Source organism: Accumulibacter sp. (genome assembly GCF_023806635.1).
In the GTDB taxonomy this organism is placed as follows: Bacteria; Pseudomonadota; Gammaproteobacteria; order Burkholderiales; family Rhodocyclaceae; genus Accumulibacter.
Window position 1 is genome coordinate 1 of record NZ_JAMTDQ010000043.1, and the last position, 22,985, is coordinate 22,985.

Genomic DNA, 22,985 nt, shown 5'->3' on the forward strand with positions numbered 1-22,985 from the left:
GCGCCGCCAGCCGGCCGGCGGCACCGGCGACCCGGCTGCCTGCCCCACGCGCGGCGCGACCGACGACCCGCCCGACGCGGCTGCGGCCGAGCAGCCGCGCCGCTCCCGGCGCCACCGCAGTGGCCACGGCGACGGCGCTCATCACGGTTCCCATCGCGTCCTGGCGGACCATGCCGAGCAGGCGCCGGCGCTCCTCGGGGTCGGTCTCGTTCTTCAGGCGATAGTAGTTGTAGCCGGTCAGGATGATCCCCAGCACCAGGCTGATGCCGTCGAGGATCAGTGCCGCGATGTCGCAGAAGCGACCGACGGTGAGCAGGAAGGCGCCGACCGGCGGCAGCAGCAGGCTGAGGATGAAGCCGCTGACGGTGGCGACCAGCCCGATGATGCCGACGATGCCGCCGAGCTGGCCGGTGACGTCGCGAATCGTCGCCAGCGTGCGCAACCACAGCGGCTCGCCCTCGTAGCCCGAGCGCGGAGCACCCGGCTGCAGCCCCTCGCCGGCCAGCCCCTGCAGGGCACTGGCCTCGGGGTCGGTGAGCCGGCGGTCGCCGAGTGCGTCGGCCGCATCGAGCAGGGCGCGCGTCTGCGGGTCGAGCGTCGCAATGCGCTCGTCGGAAAGATTCCCCTCGAGATACGCAGCGACCTCTTCGCCGACGAGGCTCTCGAATTCGGCCGCCGGACCGGGCCGCTCGACCGGCCGGCTCGGCGCCGCGTCCGGCGCCGAGCCGCCCGCGTGCAGCGCCCCGTCGCCGTCTCCCGCAGCGCTCGCGTCATCGCCGCCGGCACTGGCGGCGCCCCCTTCGCCGTCGCCGGTTCCGGCCGCCTCCGCCTCTGTCGCCTCCTCCGGCGCCGGTTCGCCTTCGCCGGGCTGACCCGCGTCGGCCACCTCGCCCAGCGTCGAGCGGGTGCCCGGGTTCAACTCGACGCTCGTTGCCGCCGCATCGGCACCTGCCGCCGGTGTTGCCGCCAGCCGCGACGCCATCTCGTCCTCCGAGAAGGCGAACGACTGCCCCGCAGCGGCCGCCTCCGGCGAAGCGGTGCCGGCGCCGGCAGCCGGGTCCGGCGTGCGCCGGATCGCCGCATCGCCTCGCCGCTGCTGCACGACGTGCGCCGCCTCGTGCGCGATCAGGGCGGTGTCATCCGGACGCTGCCGCTCGCCGAGCCAGACGTCGCGGCCGTGCGTGAAGGCACGCGCACCGAGCCGGGCACTGGCGTTCGCCGCCGTCGCTCCCTGGTGGACGCGGACATCGGACAGGTCGGCGCCGAGCGTTGACTCGATGCGGCCGCGCAGCGACGGCAGCAGCGGCTGCACGCTGTCGCCCCGGTCGGCAGTCGGCTCCCCCGGCCCATCGTCCGGCGGGTCGGCGCGCAGGCTCTTGCGCCGGACGCCGGGCTGCGCGGGCGTGCGCGCGGCAGCACCCGCCGGTGCCGGCGCTGCCGCGTCGCCGCGGCCGCCGCCCGCCGGCGAGAGAAAGCGGGGCAGGGTCGACTGGTCGTGCGTGACGGCCTCGGCGACCGCATCCGCCTCGCGCTCGAGCGGATCATCCTCGCGCCCGACCTCGATCTTCGCCTGCAGCGCCGGCGGGGCGAGAAATCTGGGCATCCCTGCCGGCTCACGCTGCTCCGGCGAGCGCTCGCTGCCGCCGCGGAGCATCGCCGCCGCGGGCTCGTTGCCGGCCTTGCGCAACACTGTCTGCAGGCCGTTCATCCCGCCACCGACATCGCGCTCGGCAGCGACTTGCCGAGCTTGCGATACTCCGCCGCCACCGCCACCAGCAACGCCGCCTCGTCGAGCGCCGTGCCACGCTGGCGGGCAAGCGCGGCGGCGGCGAGGACGACATTGCGGATGTGGCCGCCGGCAAGGTCACAGGCGGCGGCGAGGCGATTCAGTGTCGCGGCGTCGAGCCCGTGCCGTTCGCCGAGGTGCGCCAGCCACAGCGCCCGCCGCTCCTCGGGCCCCGGCGCCGGGAACTCGATGATCGCGTCGAGCCGTCGCGTGAAGGCCGAATCGAAGCGCGCACGGCTGTTGCTGGTGAGCAGGACGATTCCCTCGAAGCTCTCGATCCGCTGCAGCAGATAGTTGGTCTGCTGGTTGGCGAAGCGGTCGTTGGCGTCCTTGACATCGGTGCGCTTGCCGAACAGCGAATCCGCCTCGTCGAAGAGCAGCACGACCTCGGCGTGCTCGGCGCGGGCGAACAGGTCGGAGAGGTTCTTCTCCGTCTCGCCGATGTACTTGCTCGTCACCGAAGCCAGATCGACGCGATACAGCGGCAGGCCGAGGCGGGTCGCCACCCAGCTCGCGGCAAGCGTCTTGCCGGTCCCCGAGGGGCCGACCAGCAGCGCCCGCACACCCGGCCGGTAGCGCGTCCGTGCCGCCGCACCGAGGCCCTCGGCGAGCGTGTCGCGCTGCCGGCAGCGCGCCAGCAGCGCCTCGAGCGCGTTGCGCAGCAGCGGCGTCAGGATCAGTGCTTCGTCGGGAATGTCGTCGGCGAGAAGCTCGGCGAGTGCGCCGAGATCGGCACCGACACCGCTGCGCGCCACCTGCGTGACATGGCTGATCGCCACCTCTTCGTCGACGCGCGCTGCTGCCGAACGCGCAGCCTGTCCGAGTTCGGCGATGCGCCCGGCAGCGTGACGATGCTGCGTGGCGAGCGCGACGATCGTCTCCGCTGCCGGTCCGGTGCCGAGCGCGGCTCGCCAGAGCTGGCTGCGCTCGACCGCCGCCGGCACCGGCAGTCGCCACTGCGCGACGGCAGCGCCGCAGTCGATGCTGCCGTCGGCGCCACAGGCGACGAGCAGCGGCCCGTCGTGCCCCGGCATGCGTGGCGCCCGCCGCCGCTCGCCCGGCGCCAGCGAGACGCACCACACCGGCAGGCGGCCGTTCAGCCAGAGCCAGGCGGCGAATCCCGGCGCCGCGTCGCCCTCGAAAAAGGCGACGCGTGCGCCCATGGCGGCGACCACCTGCGCCGCTGCAGCGCGCGCCTCGAGCGGCTGCCCGCTGCGGATCAGCAGCGTCCGCACCCCATCGCCGAACAGTCCGGCACCGTGCCGCCGCGCCTCGGCGACGGTGGACGGCGGCAGCGGCGGCAGCGCTGCGGTATCGGTATCGACGCCGTCGAAATGTCCGTCACGACCGTCGAGCGCAAAGAGCAACGGCAGCCCGACGCGCACGCTGCGCTCGCAAAGCGGGCGCTCGTCGGGCTGCAGCTGCAGCAGCCCGTGCCGCCGTGCCGGCCCGTCGGCCAGCGCCGGCAAGGCATCCGCCACACCCAGTCGCTGGCACAGGCTGGCGATCAGTCCGACCGTCGGGCGCGCCTCGCCGACCGGATGCTGCAGCCAGATCAGGGCGCGTGCCGCCATCGGCAGCAGTTCCGCCTCGCGCGCCAGGGCCAGCGCCAGGATCTCGGCCAGTGCCAGTCGCTGCTGGGCCGCCAGGGCATGCAGCCGGCGGTCGACGGCGGGCGGCGACCGGGTCCATGCCGCCACCGCGTCCTGCGGATCGGCAACATCCGGCCACATCGCCAGCGCCGCCGCGTGGCTGCCGAGCCAGGCGGCCTCCGCCGAATCGTCGCCGCCGCTGCCGTCGGCGAGGAGCGCGAAGGCGATCGCCGCCAGCGTCGGCGAGAGCTGCGTCTCGCCGGCTGGTGTCTCCGGCCGGTTCATCGATCCCCCCGCCCGTAGTGGAAGCAGAGCACCCTCCCGAGCCACGGCACCCAGCCGGGATCGAGGTCGAGACCGGCGCGCCGCAGGCGCAGGTCGACCGCCTCCAGATCCTGCCAGACATCGACGTGCGTCGGCGTCAGCGACAGCCGTGCCGGCCGGCACACCAGGCTGTGCAGGCCGATGCCGACGCGCCGGCGCAGATGGCGGCGGCAATCGCCCAGCCAGCGCGCCGCCTCGCGGTCGGCGCTGACGTCCGCAGCTGGCGCTGGCGCGAACAGGCACCAGATCGGGTCATCGCCGTCGACCGGCAACCGCCGCAGCAGCATGACGAGTATCCGTTGCGGCATGTCGCGACGCCCGGCGTCGCCGGCCAGCCAGTCGGCGAATGCGAGACGGCACAGCAGTGGCACCAGGAAGAGCAGGCCGCCGGCGGTCGTCGGCTCTCTCTGGACGACTCCTTCGCCGCCGGCGACGTTGCCGGCGAATGTCTGGCCGGCGGTCGGCGAAGCGGTCGCCGGCGGCGGCGCGAGCGCCCGCTGTCCGGTCACCGCCGGCCGCCGCCGCAGCGTGCCGGTCGCCGGTGCGCTCCCGGCAAGCGCAGCGCAACCGGCCGCGTCCGCCGACGGCTGCTGGCGGTGCGCAGCGGCAGCGAAATCCGGCTCATCGCCGGTGTCGCCGGCGGCCGCTGACACGCTGGCCGCCCTGCCGGTCGCCACCGGTGGCAGCGGCCGGCGCGGCTGCCCACTGCCGGCGACGCCAGCTGCAACGGCCCGGCGATCAGGGCCGACCGGTGCTGCCGCAGCACTGGTGGCTGCGGCAGGAGGAACCGTGGCATCCTCTGCCGGCCGCGTCGTCGCGGTGACCGCTTCGCCGGCTGGACGGCTCGCCGCGACCGGCTCGATCGCTGCCGCGGCGCCCGCCAGCGTCGGCTCCACTGGCAACCGATCGCTCTCCAGGCCGCTGCGCCGCGCCATGCGCGCGAGCCAGAGGTGACGTGGGTCGTCGCCCCCGAGTCGCCGCCAGGACCAGTCGAGCGCCGCCCGCCAGGCCTGTGGCGGCGCTGCGGACGAAGGCACCACGGCAGCACCACAGGCCGCGTCGAGAAGGCCGGGATCAGCCGGCGCCAGCGCCAGCAGCAGCCGCGCGCAGGCGTCCTCGCCGTGCGCCAGCAGCAGCGCCAGCCAGCGTGGCAAGGCGGCCGGCGCTTCCGGCAGCGCCGCCAGCGACAGCGCCACGCTGCGCAACGCCGAACCGCCGTCCAGCGCCGGATGGTAGCCGGTGACGAGCAGCGGCCAGCACCAGGCCGCACGTGCAGCCCGCGCCAGGATCAGGCGGGTCAGCGCCAGATGCGCCGTCAGCGCATCGGCGAAACGTACGGCCGTTGCGGCGGCCAGCGCGGCATCGCTGGCCTGCGCGCCATCGATCGCTGCCGCCGCGCGACAGGCGCGCGCCAGTTGCGCCGCCACCTGCTGCGGCGATGCCGCAGCGGCAAACGGTGGCAGCTGCAGCCGGCGAAGCAGTACCAGCTCGCCGCCATCACCGGGCAGACTCGCAGTGCGCAGCGCATCCTCGATGAGGAAGGCACCCCGCCGTGCCAGTGCAGCGTCGGGCGCACGGATCGACAGGCGACGGACGCTGCGCTCGGCGAGCATCGACCTACCTCATCTTGACACGGTCGAGACGGCCCGCGCCCATCGCCACCGGACTGTCGGCAGCGACGAACTGCACCCGCGTCTCGGCCGCCAGTTCGAGCCGGTTGCCGTCGACCTGCAGGATCGTCGTCTGCACCTCGCCGCTGGCGAGGTCGTCCACGCGCGCCCGCGCCACCACGCGCTCGGCCTGGTAGACCAGCGCCTGCATGCCGACGCGCAGCTTGACGCCATCGCTGACACGCACCGGCAGGCGCACTCCGGGAACGGCCGTCACCGGCGCCGGCAGGCGACCGGCGATGATGCGGTTGATCGGCGCGTGACTGGCCAGCAGCAGGCACATGTGCACGAGATCGTTGATCAGCCGCTCGCCATCCGCCTCGGCCACCTTCATCTGGCCGAACAGCCAGTCGGCGTAAGCCTGCAGCTGCCGCCGCGTTGCGTACTCCAGCTCACCCCAGCGCGGCAGGCCGGCGAGGTTGCGCAGGCGCGGCGCGGCGTCGAACTGCGACAGCCGTTCGGCCCAGTCGAGACGGATCGATGGCAGTACCTCGGAGAAGGACTCGTGCAGGCAGGCGGCGATGCGCGAAATCTGCTCGAAGACGCTCGCTGCCTGGCTCGCCACCGCGCCGCTGCCATGCTCGCCGTCGATCAGGTCGCCGAGCGAGATCACCTTCTCGGCCTCGACGCGCGCACCCTGCCAGCCCATGCGACCGATCAGTGCCGGGTCGATGCGTGTGGCCACTTCGCGCAACTGCCGCACCGAGGCGAATTGCCGCTGCTGCAGCGCCGCGATGGCGGCGGCGACGCCACGCGCCGGGCTGGCGGCAAGCGGCTGCGCGGGGGCACGCAGCTGCATGATCTGGCTGCGCAACTGCGCCGCCTGCATGGTCTTCAGCAACAGGTCGACGCGGTCGAGGCGGTCGAGCAGCGCCGGCACCGCCGCGAACCAGCGTGCCGGTGCCTCGCGCACCACGGCGAGCAGCTCGGCGAGTTCGTCGGGCGCCTCCTGGTGCGCCTTCAGGCAGGCCGGCACCGGCGCTTCGAGCAGCCCGGGGTCCAGCTGGCGCAGCGGCGCCGGGGCGATCAGCTCGGCCTCGCGCGGCCGCTGGTAGGCGATGAAGCGGACATGGTCGCGCAGGATCTGCGCCCGGCGCTCGTTGATCGCCGCCAGCCGTTCCTCCTCCTCGGCGATCAGCGCGCGCGTCACCGAAACGTCGTGGCGGGCCTCGGCAAGCGTCTCGCCGACCACCTGCAGCCGCTGCTCGAGAGCCACCGCCTGGCCGCGCAGGCCGTCGAGGACGGCCTGGCTGCGCCTGATCGCGTCGCGGTAGAGCTTGATGCGTCCTTCGAGCTGCCGCATCAGCGCCACGGTATTGTCGGAGAGATCGGCGCCATCGGCAAAGTAGGCCGCTTCATCGATCTTGCTCCGCCGCGGCGCCTGCAGCATCAGCGGCAGCCGCCAGCGCTCGCGCAGCACGGTGGCGAGCGGCAGGCTGCGGCGCAGGCCGTTGATCGTCGCCTGCTCCTGCAGGTCGCCACTGTCGACCACCGGCAGCGGGCGGGCGTCCGGACCACTGACCTGGTTTTCGTCGTCGAAGAACAGCGCCGGGTCACCCCGCACGCCGTTGAACTGGATGCCGTCGAAAAGCCCGGCACTGTCGCCGCCGTCCTCGGCCGCGAGCGCATCGGCGAACGCGATCAGGCTGCGCACCGCCTCGTAGCGGGTCGAGGTCGTGTAGTCCTTGGCCTCGTTCGCCTTCGGTGCCTCGAGGCGGTCGGCGATGCTCAGCGTGCGCACCTCGGCCTTGCCGATCAGCGGCGCGGCGTGCGTGATGTCGTACGGCAGGTAACTGCTGCCGCTGGAGAAGAGCTCGGCCTGCGTCGCGGCGCGCGTGATCCGGTTGTCGTCCACCTGCACCGTGTCGCCCAGGCCAAGGTTGGCCGATTCGGCCAGCTGCAGCTTCTCCCTGTCGCCGGCGCCGATGCGCACTTCCTGGCTGCCGCCGGCAAGTAGAGACTCCTGCCTGATGCCGCCACCGAGGCGCACTTCCTGCGCATTGCCGGCGGCGAAACTGAAAGCGCGGCCAACCGGGCCCCTGGCGTCGGCGCCGCCCGGCGCGCTCGCCGGCGAGATGCTGCCGGTCGAGCCGAAGGCGCCCTCGACGCCGGCTGCGACAGCCGGCGCCGCGCCACCAGCAGAGCCGGCGAAATCCCCCCGGGCCTGCAGCGAGGCCCCCTTCAGCTCCTCGAAGAAACCGGCGATGCGCTCGCTCGAGGCGACCGCCGTCTCGGCGCGGGAAATGCTGGCGAGTGCCGGCGAGATCGCCAGCCGGGTCGCCGCGGTGGTGCCGAGAACCAGTTGGCGGACGCGGTAGATGTCCGTCTGCACCTTGACGAAGCTGTAGTCGACGAGGTCGTCGGCGCGATCCGCGCGACTCTTCAGGTAGGCGATGAAGCCCTCGAGGCCGCGCGCGAAGATCTGGTAGCGTTCCTGCGCCGACAGGTGCGCGAGCGCCGGGTCGTCGTAGAGCGCGATCGCTGCCGCGACCTGCCCGTTCACCGCCGCCGTCGTCGGCGCGCGCAGCTCGCGCGGCTGCAGGAAGCTCCAGACGCCGCGCGGCGTGGCGCCCGCCGGCAGGGCGCCGGAGAACCAGGGCCGCTCGCCACCGGTCGTGCCGAGCGCACCCGCAGCGCCGAAGGCGGCGCTGCCGTCGAAGAAGCTGAACGCCATGCCGTTGAGCGCCGTGCCGGCGACGCCGACACCGCTGTCGCCATCGACCGGGACCTCCAGCCGCACCCAGCGCCCCGGCCGCGGCAGCGCACCGATCCGCCGCCGCGACGGCGTCCCGGCGCTGCCCCAGGCAATGCGGTCCACACCCCAGTACGCGCGGTGTTCCCAGCTCGAGCCGCTGCGCCACTGCAGCATCAGTTGCGTCGGCGGATTGTTCGCATCCAGATACACCCAGGCGTAGAGCCGCTCGCCGGCCGCAGCGGTAAACGCTGCACCGGCATTCTCGAAGAAGTGCTGGTGCAGACCCGCCAACGGCGGCTCGACATGCCCGCCGCCCGCCGGTGCGCCGCTGCCGTCGACCGGCAGCACCGTCGTCGAGGCTTCGAAGGGCGCCCAGAGGTCGTTGTGCGTCATGAACTCCCAACGCTCGTCGCCATTCTGGATCGCTCCCGTCGGCAGGACGCTGCAGAACCACTTCCGCTCGCTGCCGCTGGCGGCAAGGGCACCGGTCATCGCGAACGCGGCGCGACCGTCCTGCAGCGTGAACGCCATGCCGTCGACGACTCGCCCCTCGAGCGCGACCAGAGAGGCCGGCAGGAGCAGCCGGGTCCATTCGCCGGCTGGCGGCAGATCGCCGGCGCGCATGCGGCCGGCGCTGCCATCGGCACCCCAGGCGATCAGGTTCTCGCCCCAATAGGCGCGATGCTCCCAGTTGCCCGCATGCCACTGCAGCATCAGCGTCCGTGGCGGGTTGTCCGGATCGAGATAGACCCAGGCGAAAAGCTGTTCGCCGGCCGCCACCGCCAGGGTCTCGCTCGCCGCCTCGAAGAAATGCTGGTGCGTGCCGCCGCGCAGCGACGAGCGGTGGCCGCCGCCGGCCGGAGGCGGACCCCATGGCGCGAGCGACTCGGTCTCGAGTGCTTCGGCATCCTCGGCGATCGCCGGCACCGGCAGCGCACTGCCGCTGATCGCCCGCGCCAGCACGGCGGCGCGGTTGCGCAGCCCCTGCCGGCTGCCGAGCGCCCGTGCGCGCCGCAGGACGAACTCGGCGAGGGTGGCGGCGAACTCCGGGTCGATCACTTCGCGGATCAGCAGGCGCGGCTCGAACACCGCCTGCGGCACCGGCACCAGCAGGCGGACGCGCTCGCCGAGCGCGAGGTCGAGTGGTGCCAGCGAGACCGCTTCAGCGACTGCGGCATCGAGCTGCTCGCTCGGCAGCGGCGCCGCATCGAGCGTGAAACTGCCGGGAAAGAAGTCGCTCGACAGGTTGCCCAGGTCGACGACGTTCGCCGGCAACAGGCCGAAGGGCGGCAGCCGCGCGTAATCCGCCGCCAGCGTCGCCGCATCCGGCGCCGTGTCGCCCGCGGCGGCGATCTGCTCGGCGAGCTGTTCGAGGCGCGCCTGCCAGAGAGCCGGCAGCCGCCAGTGGATGTCCAGCCCGCCGGCGATGCCGCCGATCCGTCCATGGCGCGCGTGCCCGCCGCTGCGGACGACGCTCGCCCGGTCGAGGAACAGGGGCGTCCAGTCGTCCGCGCAGGCGACGAGGCCGAGCGGCACGCCGAACAGCTCCCAGGGCAGCGACTCATCGGGCGCCAGCGCCGCCTCCGCGTCGAAGATGCGCCAGGCGAGATCGTTGCGCCAACGCCCGGGCAGACCCGGCGGCATCGCCGGCAGGCTGAGGAACTCCTCCGGCCAGGCGTACCACAGGAGCCGCGCCGCATCGCCGATGCGCCAGTCCTCGAAGGCGATGACGCTGCCGCTGCCGCAACCGTCGAGTGCGCAGGGATCGGTGGCATCGAACTCGCCGATGCGGTCCGCCGAAACCGGCTGCAGCAGGAGGATGCCGACCCGCGGCAGGGCTGCCGGCGAGGCGCCGACGACGGCACCGAGCGCCGGACCGACGAGCTTGCTGGCGACGCTGCCGGCGCCGCCGCCAGCCCCGCCCATGCCGGCGAAGGCCGACGGATCGGCGACCACCGGCAGGTCGGCGAGCGCCACCTCGACCGCCTGCGGCACGCGCACGTCCTCGCCGTCTACCGCCAGCCCCTGCCCCTGCAGCACCGCCAGGCGGGTGCCGGCGAGACCGCCGGCGTCGTCGAACAGCGAACATTCCAGCCCGCGCACGACGCCGGGGGTGAACGCCTGTCCGCGCAGCGCGACATGGCGCGCCGCCCAGTCCTGGCGAGCCGAGAGCGTCGGACCAGTGAGGGTGCGACCGGCAAACAGGTTCGGCCGACGCAGCCACCAGCGACTGGCGTCAGCGCCATCCTCGGGCGCGAGGCCAACGAGGTGTTCGCCCGACAGGGGCCTGGCAATCGGTGTGATGCTCACGGTCCACCTCCTTCAGTCATTGCCTGCCGCCTTCGCTCTTGCCGGCCGCGGCGGTGGTCCTGCGGCGCTTGCCGGCAGGCGTCGTCGCCGCCTTCTCGCCGGCCGCCGTCGTCGCTGCCGTCGGGCGCGCGGTGGCGCGCGCGGGCGGCGGCGCCGCGTCTTCTTCGGCGGCGCGCAGCGGCTGCGGCCGCAGCACGCTGCGTGCCAGCGCTGGCAGTTGCGCGCTGCGCGCGCCCGCGGCTGCGGCGTCGGCGGCGCGCCAGTCGCCGCCTTCCGCCAACTCCTTCAACGCCGCCTTGCTCGGCACCGTGTCCGGGCGCGCGCGCTCGAGGCGGCTGAGGCCGTCGCCGACGCCCGGCGCCGACAGGTCGGCCGCCACCCGCAGTACGGCTGCCTGGTCGAGCGCCGGCGCCTGGCCGAGTTCGCCGAGGGCCGCGGCGGTCAGCGCCGGCGATTCGGCGAAGCGCGGACTCGCGAGCAGGCTCTCGATCTCCAGCGCGGCGCGCGGCGTCGCGCGCTCGAGCAGACGCCCGAGCGCCGCCTCGAGCCCGAGCCCGGCGAGCCGCGGTGCCGCCCGGTCGACGAGATCACGGCCGGCGACCCGGATGGCCTCGCCGGCCAGGTCGTCACGGTAGGCGAGATTGCGCCGGCGAACGAACCAGAGGCTCGGCAGCGCCGCCAGCCGCGCCCACTCGGCCTGCGCCGGGTCGACCGGCGAGATCACCGGCGGCAGCCGCGGGATGCGCAGCTGCTGCAGGATTTCGAGCGGCTTGCGGGTCGCGACGAGATTGATCGCCGCCGGCCGCAGCGGCAGGATGCGACTGGTCAAGCGGCTGTTCACGGCGCGCCATTCATGCCGCGCAACCGGCGCCAGGATCAGCACGGCGGTCGCTTCGAGCGTCGCCGACGAGGCCTCGAGGTCGATCGGCGGCAGGCTCAGCGACTCCTCGACCAGCGCCGGCAGTTCGTCCTCCGGAATGATCGAGAAATCGACCGCCATTTCGGGCGGGAAGTAGCGCTGCGTGAAATCGCGGCTGTCGATCATGCCGGCCGGGAGCGGGCCCGCCGGCGGCAGCAGCGGAAAGTTCTCGCGCGCCGCGAAGCCGCGGCCACCGCTCGCCGCCAGGATGTCGGCCAGGTGCACCTGGTGCTGTACCAGATGCGCCAGGCGCAGTGCCCGCGGGGAATGGCCGAGGCCCGGCAGGTCGGCACGGTCGGCACCGAGTTCGCGCCGCACCAGCGCCTCGTCGAGCCAGACGACGACATTGTTCATCAGCGCCAGCATGGCCAGCGGCAGGACGTCGGCCGAGACGCCGCGGACGCCATCGCCGCCGAAGATCGCCGCGGCCGCGCGCCCGCGACGGGCGGCCAGGGCATCGGCGGCGCCGTCGTCCTGCCACGGCACGAGGACGATCGCGGTCGCTTCGACGACATCGCCATCCTCGACGGTGCGCTGGCCGGTGATCGACGTCGGATAGGCGCCGACCGGGTTGGCGGTGAACTCGACCGGCCGCAGCGCCAGCACGAAGAGTCCGTTGCGGCTGCGCAGCGGCGGCTGCGGCCACCTGCCGAGGCCGAAGCGCGCCGTCAATTGCTGTGCCCGCGGCACATCGGCCAGACGCAGCTCGAGCGGGCGCGGCAACAGGACCAGTTCGCCGGCCGGCGTGACTCCATGACCGGCCGTGATGGTGACGCGGTCGCCGGCGCTGCCGCGCTCGACGTCGAGGCCGCGCGCGACGCCACTGCCCGCCGCCTGGCCGAGATCGGCCTCGCGCGTCAGGATGTATTCCTGGTCGCGGGTGAGGTCGCGCGCAGCGAGAAAACGACCGTCGAAATAGCGCGGCCTTTCGCGGCGCGCGTCCTCGATCAGCACGCCGGCAGTCCGCAGGGATGCCACCTGATCGGGTGCCAGTTTGACGCGGCTTTCGCCAGTGCTCAGGTTCATGACTCGTCCTCCAGGGCGCCACTTGCCGCGCCAGTGTGGTTGCTGTTCATCCGCCAAGCCCGACGGCGCCGGCGAGCAGCCCGAGATGCGGCAGCACGCGCCGGCCGCCGTTGTCGACGACGGCGTCACCGTCGCGCTGCGGCGGATCGCCGGCAGCGACGGCAAGGAAGACACGCGCCAGGAAGACCGCGGTCGGATCGAGGCCGGGCGGATGTCCGGGCGGCGGCGCCAGTTCGCCGGCGCCGGCACTGCTCGCGCCGAGATCCGGCCAGCCGTCGAGGACCGCGTCGTGCAGCGCGGCACGCCGTTCGCCGGCAGTCAGCGCCGAGAGATCCCGATCCTGCTGCGGCAAGCCGCTGAAAGCGTCGTCCAGGCCATCGCCGCGCAGCACCAGATGGACCTCCCAGGCATCCCGCAGACGCGCCGTCTGCACCGCGTCGAGCGCATCGAAGGGGCCGCTGGCAAAGGCCGGCGTCAGCGCCTGGCGGCAGGTGACGAAGCGGATGAAGACATCGGCGATCACCGCCCGCGGCGCCAGTGCCGGCCCGTCCGCGAGCAGGCGCGCGCTGGCGAAGCGGCCCGGGTCGTCGAGTGCCGCCAGGCGCAGTCCGTCGCCGCCGTCGCGCTGCAACTCGCCATCGAACCAGCGTTCGACGCGCAGGCACACCGCGCGCGGCAGCTCCACCAGACGACCGAGGCGGTCCACGGCGAGTCCGGGGGCAATGCGGATTTCCTCGACGCTGGTTGCCGTCGCCGGCACCTGCCGCACGCGCAGGCCGGCGAGCGTGCCGCCGGCGAAGAGGCCGGTGGCGCCGGCGGTCGCCGGGTCGCTGCCGGGCGGCAGGCGGCGTGCCCCCGCCCCACTGGCAAAGGCCAGCGCGCGGGCGAGACGGTTACGATGGTAGGTCTGCTCGTCGGCGAAATCGGTCGCGTCGAGCAGCATGCCGGTGGCGTAGTGCGGCCGCGCCGCGTCGGGCAGCGCGTAGAGTGGATCGTCCGAGGGCGGGCGCCGAGGGCTGTTCATGTTTCGCTCCTGTCTTGGGCCGACTCGCGTCGCTTGCTGGCACGTGGTCGAGCGGGCACACGGTTCGGCCGGACCGGCGTCACGACCGGCGTCACGAGCCCGCCGCCGCCAGCCGTGAGCTGCGGGCGTACGGGGCCGAGCGGGACGCGCGCGACGACGATGTCCAAGACATCGGGCGCGCTGCGGCGGCCATCGCTGGTCAGCACCTCGAGCTGGAAGCGGTGGGTGCCGACCGCCAGACCGGCGTCGACCACCACCGTCGCATCGCTGGTCCTGAGCGTGCGGCCGCGGACGAAGGTGGTCATGGCATCGACTCCGGCACCCTGCTCACGGCTGCCCGAGGTAGGTCCACAGGTAGCTCACCACGCGCCCGCCACCGGCGTCGAAGGAACGAGTGCCGTCGAGGTTGAAGCTGCTGCCGAACCCGACGCTGCGCGGCGCCGCGAGGACGGCGGTGGGATTCTGCGAATCGGCGACGATGACCGTGACCTCGTCCGGAATCGAGCTGTTGCCCGAGTCATCGACCACCACCAGGCGGAAAGTGTGGCGGCCGAGCGGCAGCGGGTTGTTCGGCGAGATGGTGACCTCGACCGTCGGGGTGTCGGTCCGGACGTCGTTGTTGATGATGAAATCGGCCATGTCGGGCTCCTTGGGTCGGGTTGAGGTACTGCGGTGCCGGCGTCTATTCGGTGAGACGCCAGCGATATTCGGTGATGCGGCGGCCAGCCGCCGCCGTCGAGCCGCCGCCGTCGAGAACGAAGGAACGCCCGTGCGCGACGCTCCTGTCCGGTCCGGCGACCGCCAACGGGCGCGCGGCGGCGGGTCCGGCAACCTCGCCGCTGGCACCGGAGAGGCGCGGGTCGAGGCTGCCGACGCCGAGTACGCGATCGCCGTTGCCCAGGCTGCTCACCTCTGCCCGCGCCGGCAAGCGCTGCCGCGGCGGGCCGAGGTAGGTGTCGACGCCGACCAAGCTGGCGATGCCGACGAGGAGCGGCCAGGTGGCGGTCGCCACCTGCACTTCGACGTGCGCCGGCGACTCGAGCTCGACGATGCGGCGGATCAGTCCGAGATCCTGCGCCGCGACCGCCTGGTGCACCAGCACCAGCACCCGGTGCGCGAGCTGGTCGTAGAAGGCGAGAAGCGCTTCCTGCTCGGCCGGCGAGCCGACTTCGGCACGGAACAGCGCCAGCAGCTCGAGGCGCTCGGCCTCGCCGAGAACCAGCGTGTCGCCAACCACCGAATTGCCACTGATCACCAGGCCGGGCAGCAGCGGGTCGTCCGCCACCTCGAGGTTGACGCCGAGCAGCGTGCTCATCAGTCGGCGCATGCGGAAACCCTCGACGACGATGATCTCGCCGCCACGCACGCCGCCATCGCTGGCGATGTCGAGGGCGAGGCGCAGCCCACGGCGGGTGCCGTGATGACGCGCCAAGTCACTCGCACGCGCCAGCCACTCGCGTCGCCGCGCCTCCGGCAACGCCGCATCGAAGGCGACACCGATCCAGCCAGCGAGCCAGTCGAGCGCGCCTGCCGGCGCGACCGCCGGATCGCTGCACAGGTGCGCCGCGGCGACGCGATCCTCGATCGGCGTCAGGACACCCTCGACGTTGCCGAGCAGGCGTTCGAGGAAATCCGCCGGCGTCGCCTGCGGCCGATAGGCGACGATCGCTGCCGCCTCGCGACGCAGCGTCCAACTCGCCGCACCGTCGCGCAGCTGCCACAGGCTGCCGGCGCCGATCACCTCGACCCGCGCCGCCTCACCCAGCGCGAGCGAAGCGCGCAGCGCGGCGGGGACGACCGCGGCATCGAGATCGGCGGCGAGCAGCGGGTCCACGCTCGCCACCGACGACCCGGGCAGCTCGGCGGCAGCACCGAACTCGCTCTCGCGGTAGAGCCGCGGCAGGTAACGATCGCGGTAGGAGAAGCGTGCCGCGTAGGCGCGCAGCGCCGCCAGCTCGGGCGAATCGCGGCCATCGCCATGCAGCTCGACCCGCACCCAGAGGTAGCGCCCGGAGAGCGCGCGCACCCGCCGCTGCGCCCGCTGGATCAGCACCGACCAGAGCCCGGCGCGGCCCGCCTGCGGCGCGCCCCAGGCGCCGAGTCCCGGGTGGCCGGGCAATTCGGAGGGCTGCCGCTCCCAGACGGCACGCGGCAGCGGCCCGCCGGGCAGCGCCTCTGCCGCCACCTCGCCGAAGACGTGCGCATGCCACTCGGCCGCCGTCGCCGGACTTGGCTCGGCGGTCGCCGCCAGCCAGACGACGAGGCCGCAGCCCGCCGGCAGCCGTGCCTCGGCGAAGAGCCGGTGCCAGACCGTCTGCTGATCGCCGCTGTCGAGCGGGTGGACGTCGGCAGCAGAGAAGTTCGCCGCCTCGCCGCGCCGCGCCAGGTTCGCCACCGACAGCCGGTGCAGCGGCTCGACGCCGCCGCCGCGCAGCGGGTAGCGCGGCGGCTCGTCGAGGCGGTGGGCAAAAGGCGCCTCCTCGGCATCGGCGGCCAGCGGGTAGATGTCGCCGCCCGCCTCGAGGACGCTGTCGCTGCTCGCCGCCACTGCCGGCAGCCACACCGGCACGTCGCGCCGGCCCGGCAGCCGCACCGCCACGCGGCCCTCGGCGAGCCAGTCGATGGCATAGGCGAAGGCCGCTCCGGCGAGCGTCTGCGCCGCGCCGAGGGTGCCGCGCCGCGGCTCGAGCAGGCGCAGGCGACTCTCGCCATCGCCGACCCAGGAGAGGATGAGGAGCAGGTCGCCGGCGGCGGCGATCGCCTGCGGCCGCTCGCCGGCCGGCCACAGCACCCCGGCCAACAGGCTCAGCGTCGGCGGCGTCGGGTTTTCGGCCACCGGCCGGAAGGTCGTCGCAGCGTACTCGGCGGCCGGTCGCTCGGCCAGCACGCAGCCACTGAGGCGGCCGATGCGACCGCTCGCGCGCTCGAGCAGCCAGACGCCGCCGGCTGGCGCAGCGGCGATCCGCCACGGCTGGAAGCCCGGCGTCGGCAGGACGACATCGCGCCAGCGGCCGCGCAGGTCGTGCAGCAGCACGCGCTCGCCGAGCGCGACGTAGAGCACGTCGTCGAAGCCGACGGCAAAGTCCTGCGGCCGCTCGCCGAGCGCCAGCACATTCGCGGCAGCCGGCAGGTGGCTGCGGGCGACGATCGCCATCGCCGTCTCGTCCCAGTGCGCGCTGGCGCCGTGCCGGTCGACGGCGCGCGGCAAGCGCTCGAGCGCCGCGGCGGCGATCGTTGCCGCATCGGCGACGGGCGCGCCGAGGCGGCGCTCGCTCGCCAGCCGCAAGGCGCGGCAGCCGGGGCGGAAATCGACGTGACTGCGCCCCGGCCAGTGCCGGTGTTCGGCAAGCAACCAGAAGCGCTGGCCGTTGGCATCCATCAGCACACCTCGGGAACGACCGGTACCGCCACTGCGGCCTCGTCGGCGAAGGGATTCGCCGTCGCCGACAGGTCTACCGGTGCGCCGCCCCCGGCCGCGCTGTCGTCGACCGCGACGACGCTCAGCAGCTCGGGCAGCTGCCATGCCGTCAGTTCGAGCGACTGGCTGCCGTCGGCGGTATTGCGCGTCAGCAGCCGCCACTGGCCGCGACCGTCGATGTCGACACGTTCGAAGAGGTTGATGCCGCCGACCTCGGCGACGCCGGCCACCCGCGACACCTCGACCTCCAGCTCGCGCTCGCGCACCGTCCGCCCGAGCGGCCAGCCGCTGCCGCCGGCACCGTACGGTGGCAGCGGCCAGAGCAGCCGGCGCAGGGCCTCGCGGACTTCGAACAGCACCGCCTCGCGGCCGAAGCCGTCGCGCATCCGCACGCCGACGGCGACCCCCAGCGGCACGTACTCGCAGCCGATGACGTAGAGCTCGCTGGCGAGCGGCGTGCGCTGCTCCAGGTGGGCATGCACGCGCTCGATGAACGGACGGTCGGGGCGCGGGTTCGGCGCCTTGCCGAAGGCCCGCGCCGGCAGGACCATGACGCTGACCACGCCGGGAACCCCGAAGCGGCGCTCGCGCGGCTTGAAACGCGGCATCACCTCGACACGCGCGACGTCGGTCCCCGGCACCTCCTGCGCCAGGCGCCGGTAGTCGTCGGCGGTCACCGCCCGCTCGCCATGCCGCAACAGCGACGGGATCCGCTGTTCCGCCCGCGCCAGCGTCTCGGCGTCCTCACCGCCCTCGCTGGCGAGCGGCTGCAGAACCTTGATCGCCGGCAGCGGCCGCTGCGCGCCGACGATGCTGGCCGTCGTCACCTCGCTCAGGCTCGCCGGCGGCAGGTTGCCGGCGCGACCGCCACCGAAGCGCCCATGCGCGAGGCGGACCCGCATCTGCCGCTCGGGGACGCGGCCGCGCACCCCGTCGCCGAAGCGCAGGCTGCCGGCCTCGGCATCGATCTCGAACACCGCCGCCTCGCGCGCCAGCAGCGGGTCGGCGGCGATCGCGGCGAGGTCGTCGACCCGCTGCCACGGCTGGTATCCACGGCCCGGCTCCTCGACCTGGATCTGCAGCGTGTCGACATCGACCGAACCGGCCGGCAGGCGGAAGACCTGGTCGGCGGCACCGGTCGACACGCCGAGCACGCGGCCGCCGACCGTGCTGCGCTGATCGACCGCGACGGCGTTGATGCCCACCCAGGCGAGCCTGAGACTGGCGACGCCGCTGCCCGGCCGCGGCCGCAGGCGCAGCCAGCCGACCAGACGCACCGCCTTCTCCGGATCGTCGATGCGCGGCGGATTGTCGCCGACACCGGCGCGCGGGTTCTCGCCGACGTCGTTGACCGGTGCCCAGAGCAGCGACTCGTCGGGCATCGGCAGGCGCAGCACACCCGGCCGGGTCAGTCCCGCGGTCGTGTCGTTGGCCTCGCCTGGCAGCGGCTCGACGCTCAGGTAATCGGCGTTGATGCCGTCGGCGGCGCGTGTCACCACTTCCCACAGCACCGCCACGCGGGCGCGCGGCCCGACTTCCTCGAACAGCGCCGGCGCCGCGATCGCCGGCACGACGCCGATCGACAACAGCGCCGTCGCGCCGCTGTCGCCGCCGCCGAGCGCCGCACGCGCGGCCGCGTTGGTCGCCGCCTGCTGCTCGGGCCGCTGCGCGACCGGCGCCAGCAGCGCCAGCCAGAGCGCCCGGTCGACGCTGTCGGCGAAGACATCGACGCCATCGCCGCTCGCCGCCTGGCCGCCGACGAAGAGCGGCGTCGCCAGGTAGCCCCTGGCGGCGGTATCGATGCGGTGCAGCTTCTGCAGGCCGGCGAGCACCGCCTCGAGACGCGCCGCCTCGCCGTCGGCCAGAGGCTGCTTGCTCCACGCCTCGCCAGCCACTGGCAGCAGCGTCGTCTCGGCCAGCGTCTCGAAAGGCAGCGGCGCCTTGATGCGGGCGCCGGCGGCGAGAGTCAGTCCGGTCAGCTCGGTCGGCTGGGCAAACGCCAGGCTGACGATCGTCGCCGCCGGCCGCGCCGGCCGCAGGCCCTGGCCGAGCAGCTTGAGGAAGACCAGCCGCTGCCGTTCGGGAATCAGGTTGACGCGATAGAGCAGCGCATCGCCGAGCCAGGCGAAGAGCTCCAGCAGCGTCCGGCCGGGGTCGCCGAGGCGCGGGTTGGTCCATTCCGGCGTATGCGCCGGGATGCGTGCCAGCAGATCCTCGAGCAGATCGTCGAAGCTGCGGTCGTCAAGACGGGGTGGCAGGATCGGCATCAGCCCTCCTCCAGGCGAACGGTGACGGCCAGCGCGCCGGGTGTGCCGGAGCGGGCGAGTCGGTAGGCGATCTCGAGCCGCAGGTCGGAGGGCTGCTCAGGAACCTCGAAGACCTCGACCCGGTCGAGCAGGATGCGGCGCTCCCAGCGAGCGAGCGAGTCCATCACCCAGTCGCGGATCTGGCGCCGCGTCGCCAGGTTGTTCGGTGCGTGCAGCAGGCGATCGAGGCCGGCACCGAACTCCGGGCGCATCAGCTGCTCGCCCGGACGGGTACTCAGGATGACGCGGATCGACTGGCGCACGCTGGCTTCCAGATCGGGCCAGTCGAGCCGTCCATGCTCGTCCGGCAGCGCGAAGAGCGGCCAGCCGAGTAGCGGACGCGGCAACGGGCTGCTGTTCATCACTCACCTCCTCCCTTCTTCGGGAACGGGATGCAGATCTTGATGAACATCATCCAGCGGAAGAACAGGTCGAACAGCGACAGGAAGATGTTGAGCACGATGAAGGCGCAGATGGTGATGATCGGGATGTTGAAGCTGCAGATCCAGCCCAGCTTGAGGCCGCTGTCGGCCGGTTTCTTGCCCTCCATGAGGTCGAGCGGATCGCCCGCCAGCAGGTTCTGCAGCGACGCCGGCACCGTGAAGGCGACGTTCGGCACCAGCTTCTTCAGCATCTCGCGATCGCTCGGGTCGGGCAGCGGCACCTGCACCGGCGGCGCGCCACCGCCCTCGTACCACGGCGCGATGACGAACGGTGGGCTGTAGTCGCTCCACACCGTGCGTTGCGGGCAGTGTCCCTCGGGCTTCAGGCGGACGAAGGCGCGCAGGACGTAGCGCGCGGCGGGGTCGTCGAAGCGGCCGGCGACGCCGCTGACGGCGTCGAAGCGGCGCTGCAGGCAGGCCGACAGCGCGCTCGCCAGCGCCGTGCTGCGCGCGCCGTCGAGCGCTGGCCAGGCGGCCGGGATCGCCGGCGGCGGCGAAATCGCCTCGCCATCGAGCAGGATGCGGCTCGCCTCCGCCAGGAAGACGCCCGCCGGCCTGCTGCCCGCGATCGGCTTGCCGGCGGCATCGGCGAGCGGCAGCGCGATGCCGTCGAGCAGCGTCTGCAGCGCGTCGCCCTCGGCGTGGTCGCCGAAGGCGTCGAACTCCACCGCCAGCTGGCGCAGGAGCAGGAGCAGGCGCTTCATGCTGCCCTGGTCGCTGTCCGCCGGATTGCCGGCGATCGCCGCCAGGTCCGGCGTCAGCGACCGCCCCGGCCGTGGCAGACTGTCGGCGAGGCCGCGCAGCGGGCCGACCAGATGCGCCATGAAGTCGCTGCTCGCCGGACCGAAGGCCTGCTCGTCGAAACGCGGCGCACCGCCCTCGGCTTTCTCGCTGCTCGTCGTCGGCACCAGGCCGTAGAACAGCGTCGCGCCGGCAGCCGCGCAGACGTCGGGTGGCGCGAGGAACATCGGCACCACCGCTTCGTCGAGCAGCGCATCCTCCTGGGCGGCAAGCAGCAGCCGCACTTCGTCGTCGAGCACCGGCTGGCCGGTGCTCGGGCGGTCCAGGCGGCGCAGCGCGTCGGGATCGTGCCGATTGCCGCTGGCCGCGCCGTCGGCGGCGGTGCTGACGCGCACCCAGCCGCGCAGGCTGTCGCCGGAACGCATCCAGCCCTGCTTCAGCTCGCGACCGCTGGCGTCGCGCACCAGGCGACGGATCACCAGGCCGGCGCCATCGACGCGTTGCGGATCGATGCGCGGCTCGCCCGGCGTATCGCAGCGCGCTTCCATCAGCGCCATGTGGAACTGCCGCTGGATCGGCTGGAAGAGCTTCAGCAGCGACTCGCCAGTCGCCGCGCGGCGGATCTCCTCGATCCGCGCCGTCGCGTCCTGCGCGCTCCCCGCCGTCGGCACGGCCGCCACCCGCCCGCCGGCGAGACCCAGCTTGCGGCTGGCGCGGCGCAGGTTGTTGAACAGCTCGCGACCGCTCGCCTTGCCGCCGCGCGGTCGCGAATCGCTGCCGCTGGCGACGCTGGCGGGCCGCGCCAGGCTGGCGCGCAGTGCGACGCGACCGCCGGCATCGCGCAGGCCGGCCAGCACCGCTTCGATGAAGTCCTCGTCGCTGCGCTGCAGGATCGCCGGCGCGCCGCCAGTGGCGAGGTCGCGCGGCGCCGACAGGATCACCTCGTGATGCTTCACCATATGTTCCCCGCTCCCGGTGTGTAGCTGGTGGAGATGACCGAGGTCGCCTGCAGCACCTCGCACTTGACGATGCCCGAGAACTTGGCGAGCGCGGCATCGACCGTCACCATGCCGGCGCTGACCTTGACCTGTGGCGCGTCGACCTTGACCTCGGCGCTGGCGGTGACGCTGATCCGCGCCGCCTCCATCACCACCCTGTTGCCGTTCGAGTCCTCGAGCGTGACCTTGCCGGGTCCGTCCGAAAGGGTGAATTTCTGCCCGCCGGGGGTCTCGAGCTGCAGCTTCTCCTGCCCCTGCTGGTCGTCGAGGGTGATGGTGACGCCGTTCTTCGAGCGGATGCGCTTGAAGCGGTTGCCCTCGTCGCCGAGATCGGCCGGCGATGCGCTGCTGCCGTTCCACAGCCCGCCGAGCACCAGCGGATGACGTACATCGCCCTGCACGAAGACCACCAGCACCTCGTCATCGACGTCCGGCATCAGGAAGGCGCCGCGGTCGGCACCGGCGAACGGACAGACGACGCGCGCCCAGAGCGGCGCGTCCTGCCCGTCGACGCCGTCGAAGGCGAGCAGTCGCACCTGCACCCGGTTGCGCCGCTCGGGATCGGAGAGATCGACGACGCGTGCCAGCTGCGCGCCGTTGAGCCAGCCGGCTGCGGGCTGGAAATGGCAGGCGCGGTCCATCACCCGTCTCCCAGCCAGGCGCACTCGCCGACGAACTCGGTGCGATAGCCGGCGCGCACGTCGTAGAGGTGGCGCGCCGCGACGACGTAGTAACTGTTGTCCCAGCGACGCGAGAGGCCACTGACGCTGACCGTCGTGCCGACGCGCAACTGGGCGTTGCCCTCGGCGACGCCCTCGAGGCGGACGAAGCGCCGCGCGCGCTGGTCGAAGGCTGCCTCGGCCACTGCCTGCGCCTCGGCAGCGCTCGCCAGCGCCAGGTTGGCGATGTGCTCGTGGCGCGGCGCGAGCGCCCGCGCGAGCCAGTCGGCGCCGCTGCTGCCGCTGCCCGGACCGCCATGCGCCAGACTGCTGGCCTCGCCGCTGACCTCGCTGCCGCCGACCGGGTCCCAGCCGGCGGTGCTGACGCTCGTCACCTGCTGCGCCAGGTCGGCCACGACGCGCGCGCGCGCCAGCTGTCCGTGCAGCTCGAGCTGCAGCTCGCCGCGCCGCACGTCGCCGCGGGGTGCGACCTGCAACTCGTCGCCGACGATCTGCAGGTCGGCGTCGAAACGGCCGAGCAGCCGCCGCAGGAAGGCGAGATCGCTCTCGTTGAGCTGCGCCCAGGTGCCGACCGGTGTGCTCAGTCCCTGCACCGACGGCCGCAGCCCGAGTTCGCCGGCGACCGCGCTGACCACGTCGGCCGGCGGCATGTCGCTGTAGACCTTGCTGCGGCGGGCCATTCGCGCCCGCCCGAGCGCGTCTTCGGCGAGCACCACGAGTTCCGGTGGCGCCCCCGGCGCGAAGTCGGCCTCGAGGCCGCTGACCACACCACGGAAGAGCTCGCGCGGCTGGCCCTCGTCGCCGCTGTATACCTCGATCGCCGTTCCCAGCGTCATCCGTGAGCCATCCTCGAAGGCATACTCGGCGTTGCCATCGGTGGTGCTCGCCCAGTTCGAGAAGCGCAGTTCGGCCGTCGTCATGCCGCCCTCGGACTCCTCGATGCGCATACCGATGAGCAGTTCGGAGACGCGCAGATCCTCCCGCCCGGCCAGCCGCAGCGTCGGCCGGGCACGATAGACGGCAGCGCGACTGACCGAGGTCTCGACCGGCATG

At 73.4% G+C, this 22,985-nt stretch carries 14 protein-coding genes; all 14 read right to left on the bottom strand.

Going from position 1 to position 22,985, the window contains the following annotated elements:
• On the bottom strand, nt 1-1,708 hold a 1,708-nt coding region (locus NFW30_RS07930; RefSeq protein WP_295371975.1), incomplete at its 3' end, for a DUF4157 domain-containing protein.
• Nucleotides 1,705-3,663: an ATP-binding protein gene (locus NFW30_RS07935; RefSeq protein WP_295353059.1), complete on the bottom strand. Its 1,959-nt coding sequence runs from the start codon at nt 3,661-3,663 to the stop codon at nt 1,705-1,707. The genes NFW30_RS07935 and NFW30_RS07930, both read right to left, overlap by 4 nt.
• On the bottom strand, nt 3,660-5,315 hold the full coding sequence (locus tag NFW30_RS07940; protein WP_295353062.1) for a hypothetical protein: 1,656 nt from the start codon (nt 5,313-5,315) through the stop codon (nt 3,660-3,662). The genes NFW30_RS07935 and NFW30_RS07940 overlap by 4 nt, the downstream gene beginning before the upstream one ends.
• Before the next feature lie 4 nt (nt 5,316-5,319).
• Nucleotides 5,320-10,377, bottom strand: coding sequence for a hypothetical protein (locus NFW30_RS07945; protein ID WP_295353066.1), 5,058 nt, complete (start codon nt 10,375-10,377; stop codon nt 5,320-5,322).
• A gap of 16 nt (nt 10,378-10,393) precedes the next feature.
• Nucleotides 10,394-12,322 carry a hypothetical protein gene (locus tag NFW30_RS07950; protein WP_295371978.1) on the bottom strand — a complete coding sequence of 643 codons (1,929 nt, stop codon included), beginning with the start codon at nt 12,320-12,322 and terminating at the stop codon, nt 10,394-10,396.
• A 46-nt stretch (nt 12,323-12,368) separates the two neighbouring features.
• On the bottom strand, nt 12,369-13,346 hold the full coding sequence (locus NFW30_RS07955) for a hypothetical protein (RefSeq protein WP_295354942.1): 978 nt from the start codon (nt 13,344-13,346) through the stop codon (nt 12,369-12,371).
• The gene (locus NFW30_RS07960) at nt 13,343-13,651 is read right to left on the bottom strand and encodes a hypothetical protein (protein ID WP_295354944.1); all 309 of its coding nucleotides are present in this window, start codon (nt 13,649-13,651) and stop codon (nt 13,343-13,345) included. Before NFW30_RS07960 ends, NFW30_RS07955 begins: the two co-directional genes overlap by 4 nt.
• 22 nt (nt 13,652-13,673) lie before the next feature.
• A complete protein-coding gene (locus tag NFW30_RS07965) occupies nt 13,674-13,985 on the bottom strand; it encodes a hypothetical protein (RefSeq protein WP_295354947.1) in 312 nt (103 codons plus the stop codon).
• A gap of 43 nt (nt 13,986-14,028) precedes the next feature.
• Complete coding sequence (locus NFW30_RS07970; protein ID WP_295354950.1) at nt 14,029-16,725, bottom strand: phage tail protein; 2,697 nt, start codon at nt 16,723-16,725, stop codon at nt 14,029-14,031.
• Entirely contained in the window at nt 16,725-19,031 is a 2,307-nt protein-coding gene (locus NFW30_RS07975) for a putative baseplate assembly protein (RefSeq protein WP_295354953.1), read from the bottom strand. The genes NFW30_RS07970 and NFW30_RS07975 overlap by 1 nt, the downstream gene beginning before the upstream one ends.
• On the bottom strand, nt 19,031-19,432 hold the full coding sequence (locus NFW30_RS07980; protein WP_295354956.1) for a GPW/gp25 family protein: 402 nt from the start codon (nt 19,430-19,432) through the stop codon (nt 19,031-19,033). The genes NFW30_RS07975 and NFW30_RS07980 overlap by 1 nt, the downstream gene beginning before the upstream one ends.
• Nucleotides 19,432-21,213, bottom strand: coding sequence for a hypothetical protein (locus NFW30_RS07985; protein ID WP_295371983.1), 1,782 nt, complete (start codon nt 21,211-21,213; stop codon nt 19,432-19,434). The genes NFW30_RS07980 and NFW30_RS07985 overlap by 1 nt, the downstream gene beginning before the upstream one ends.
• Nucleotides 21,207-21,893, bottom strand: a complete 687-nt coding sequence (locus NFW30_RS07990; protein WP_295354962.1) for a phage baseplate assembly protein V — start codon at nt 21,891-21,893, stop codon at nt 21,207-21,209. Before NFW30_RS07990 ends, NFW30_RS07985 begins: the two co-directional genes overlap by 7 nt.
• Nucleotides 21,893-22,984, bottom strand: a complete 1,092-nt coding sequence (locus NFW30_RS07995; RefSeq protein ID WP_295354965.1) for a contractile injection system protein, VgrG/Pvc8 family — start codon at nt 22,982-22,984, stop codon at nt 21,893-21,895. Before NFW30_RS07995 ends, NFW30_RS07990 begins: the two co-directional genes overlap by 1 nt.
• Nucleotide 22,985 lies beyond the last annotated feature (1 nt).

Bases quoted from the DNA above. Each gene is read 5' to 3' on its own strand.
- NFW30_RS07935 (WP_295353059.1), bottom strand. From the start codon at position 3,663: ATGAACCGGCCGGAGACACCAGCCGGCGAGACGCAGCTCTCGCCGACG.
- NFW30_RS07940 (WP_295353062.1), bottom strand. From the start codon at position 5,315: ATGCTCGCCGAGCGCAGCGTCCGTCGCCTGTCGATCCGTGCGCCCGAC.
- NFW30_RS07950 (WP_295371978.1), bottom strand. From the start codon at position 12,322: ATGAACCTGAGCACTGGCGAAAGCCGCGTCAAACTGGCACCCGATCAG.
- NFW30_RS07955 (WP_295354942.1), bottom strand. From the start codon at position 13,346: ATGAACAGCCCTCGGCGCCCGCCCTCGGACGATCCACTCTACGCGCTG.
- NFW30_RS07960 (WP_295354944.1), bottom strand. From the start codon at position 13,651: ATGACCACCTTCGTCCGCGGCCGCACGCTCAGGACCAGCGATGCGACG.
- NFW30_RS07965 (WP_295354947.1), bottom strand. From the start codon at position 13,985: ATGGCCGATTTCATCATCAACAACGACGTCCGGACCGACACCCCGACG.
- NFW30_RS07970 (WP_295354950.1), bottom strand. From the start codon at position 16,725: ATGGATGCCAACGGCCAGCGCTTCTGGTTGCTTGCCGAACACCGGCAC.
- NFW30_RS07975 (WP_295354953.1), bottom strand. From the start codon at position 19,031: ATGCCGATCCTGCCACCCCGTCTTGACGACCGCAGCTTCGACGATCTG.
- NFW30_RS07980 (WP_295354956.1), bottom strand. From the start codon at position 19,432: ATGAACAGCAGCCCGTTGCCGCGTCCGCTACTCGGCTGGCCGCTCTTC.
- NFW30_RS07985 (WP_295371983.1), bottom strand. From the start codon at position 21,213: ATGGTGAAGCATCACGAGGTGATCCTGTCGGCGCCGCGCGACCTCGCC.
- NFW30_RS07990 (WP_295354962.1), bottom strand. From the start codon at position 21,893: ATGGACCGCGCCTGCCATTTCCAGCCCGCAGCCGGCTGGCTCAACGGC.
- NFW30_RS07995 (WP_295354965.1), bottom strand. From the start codon at position 22,984: ATGCCGGTCGAGACCTCGGTCAGTCGCGCTGCCGTCTATCGTGCCCGG.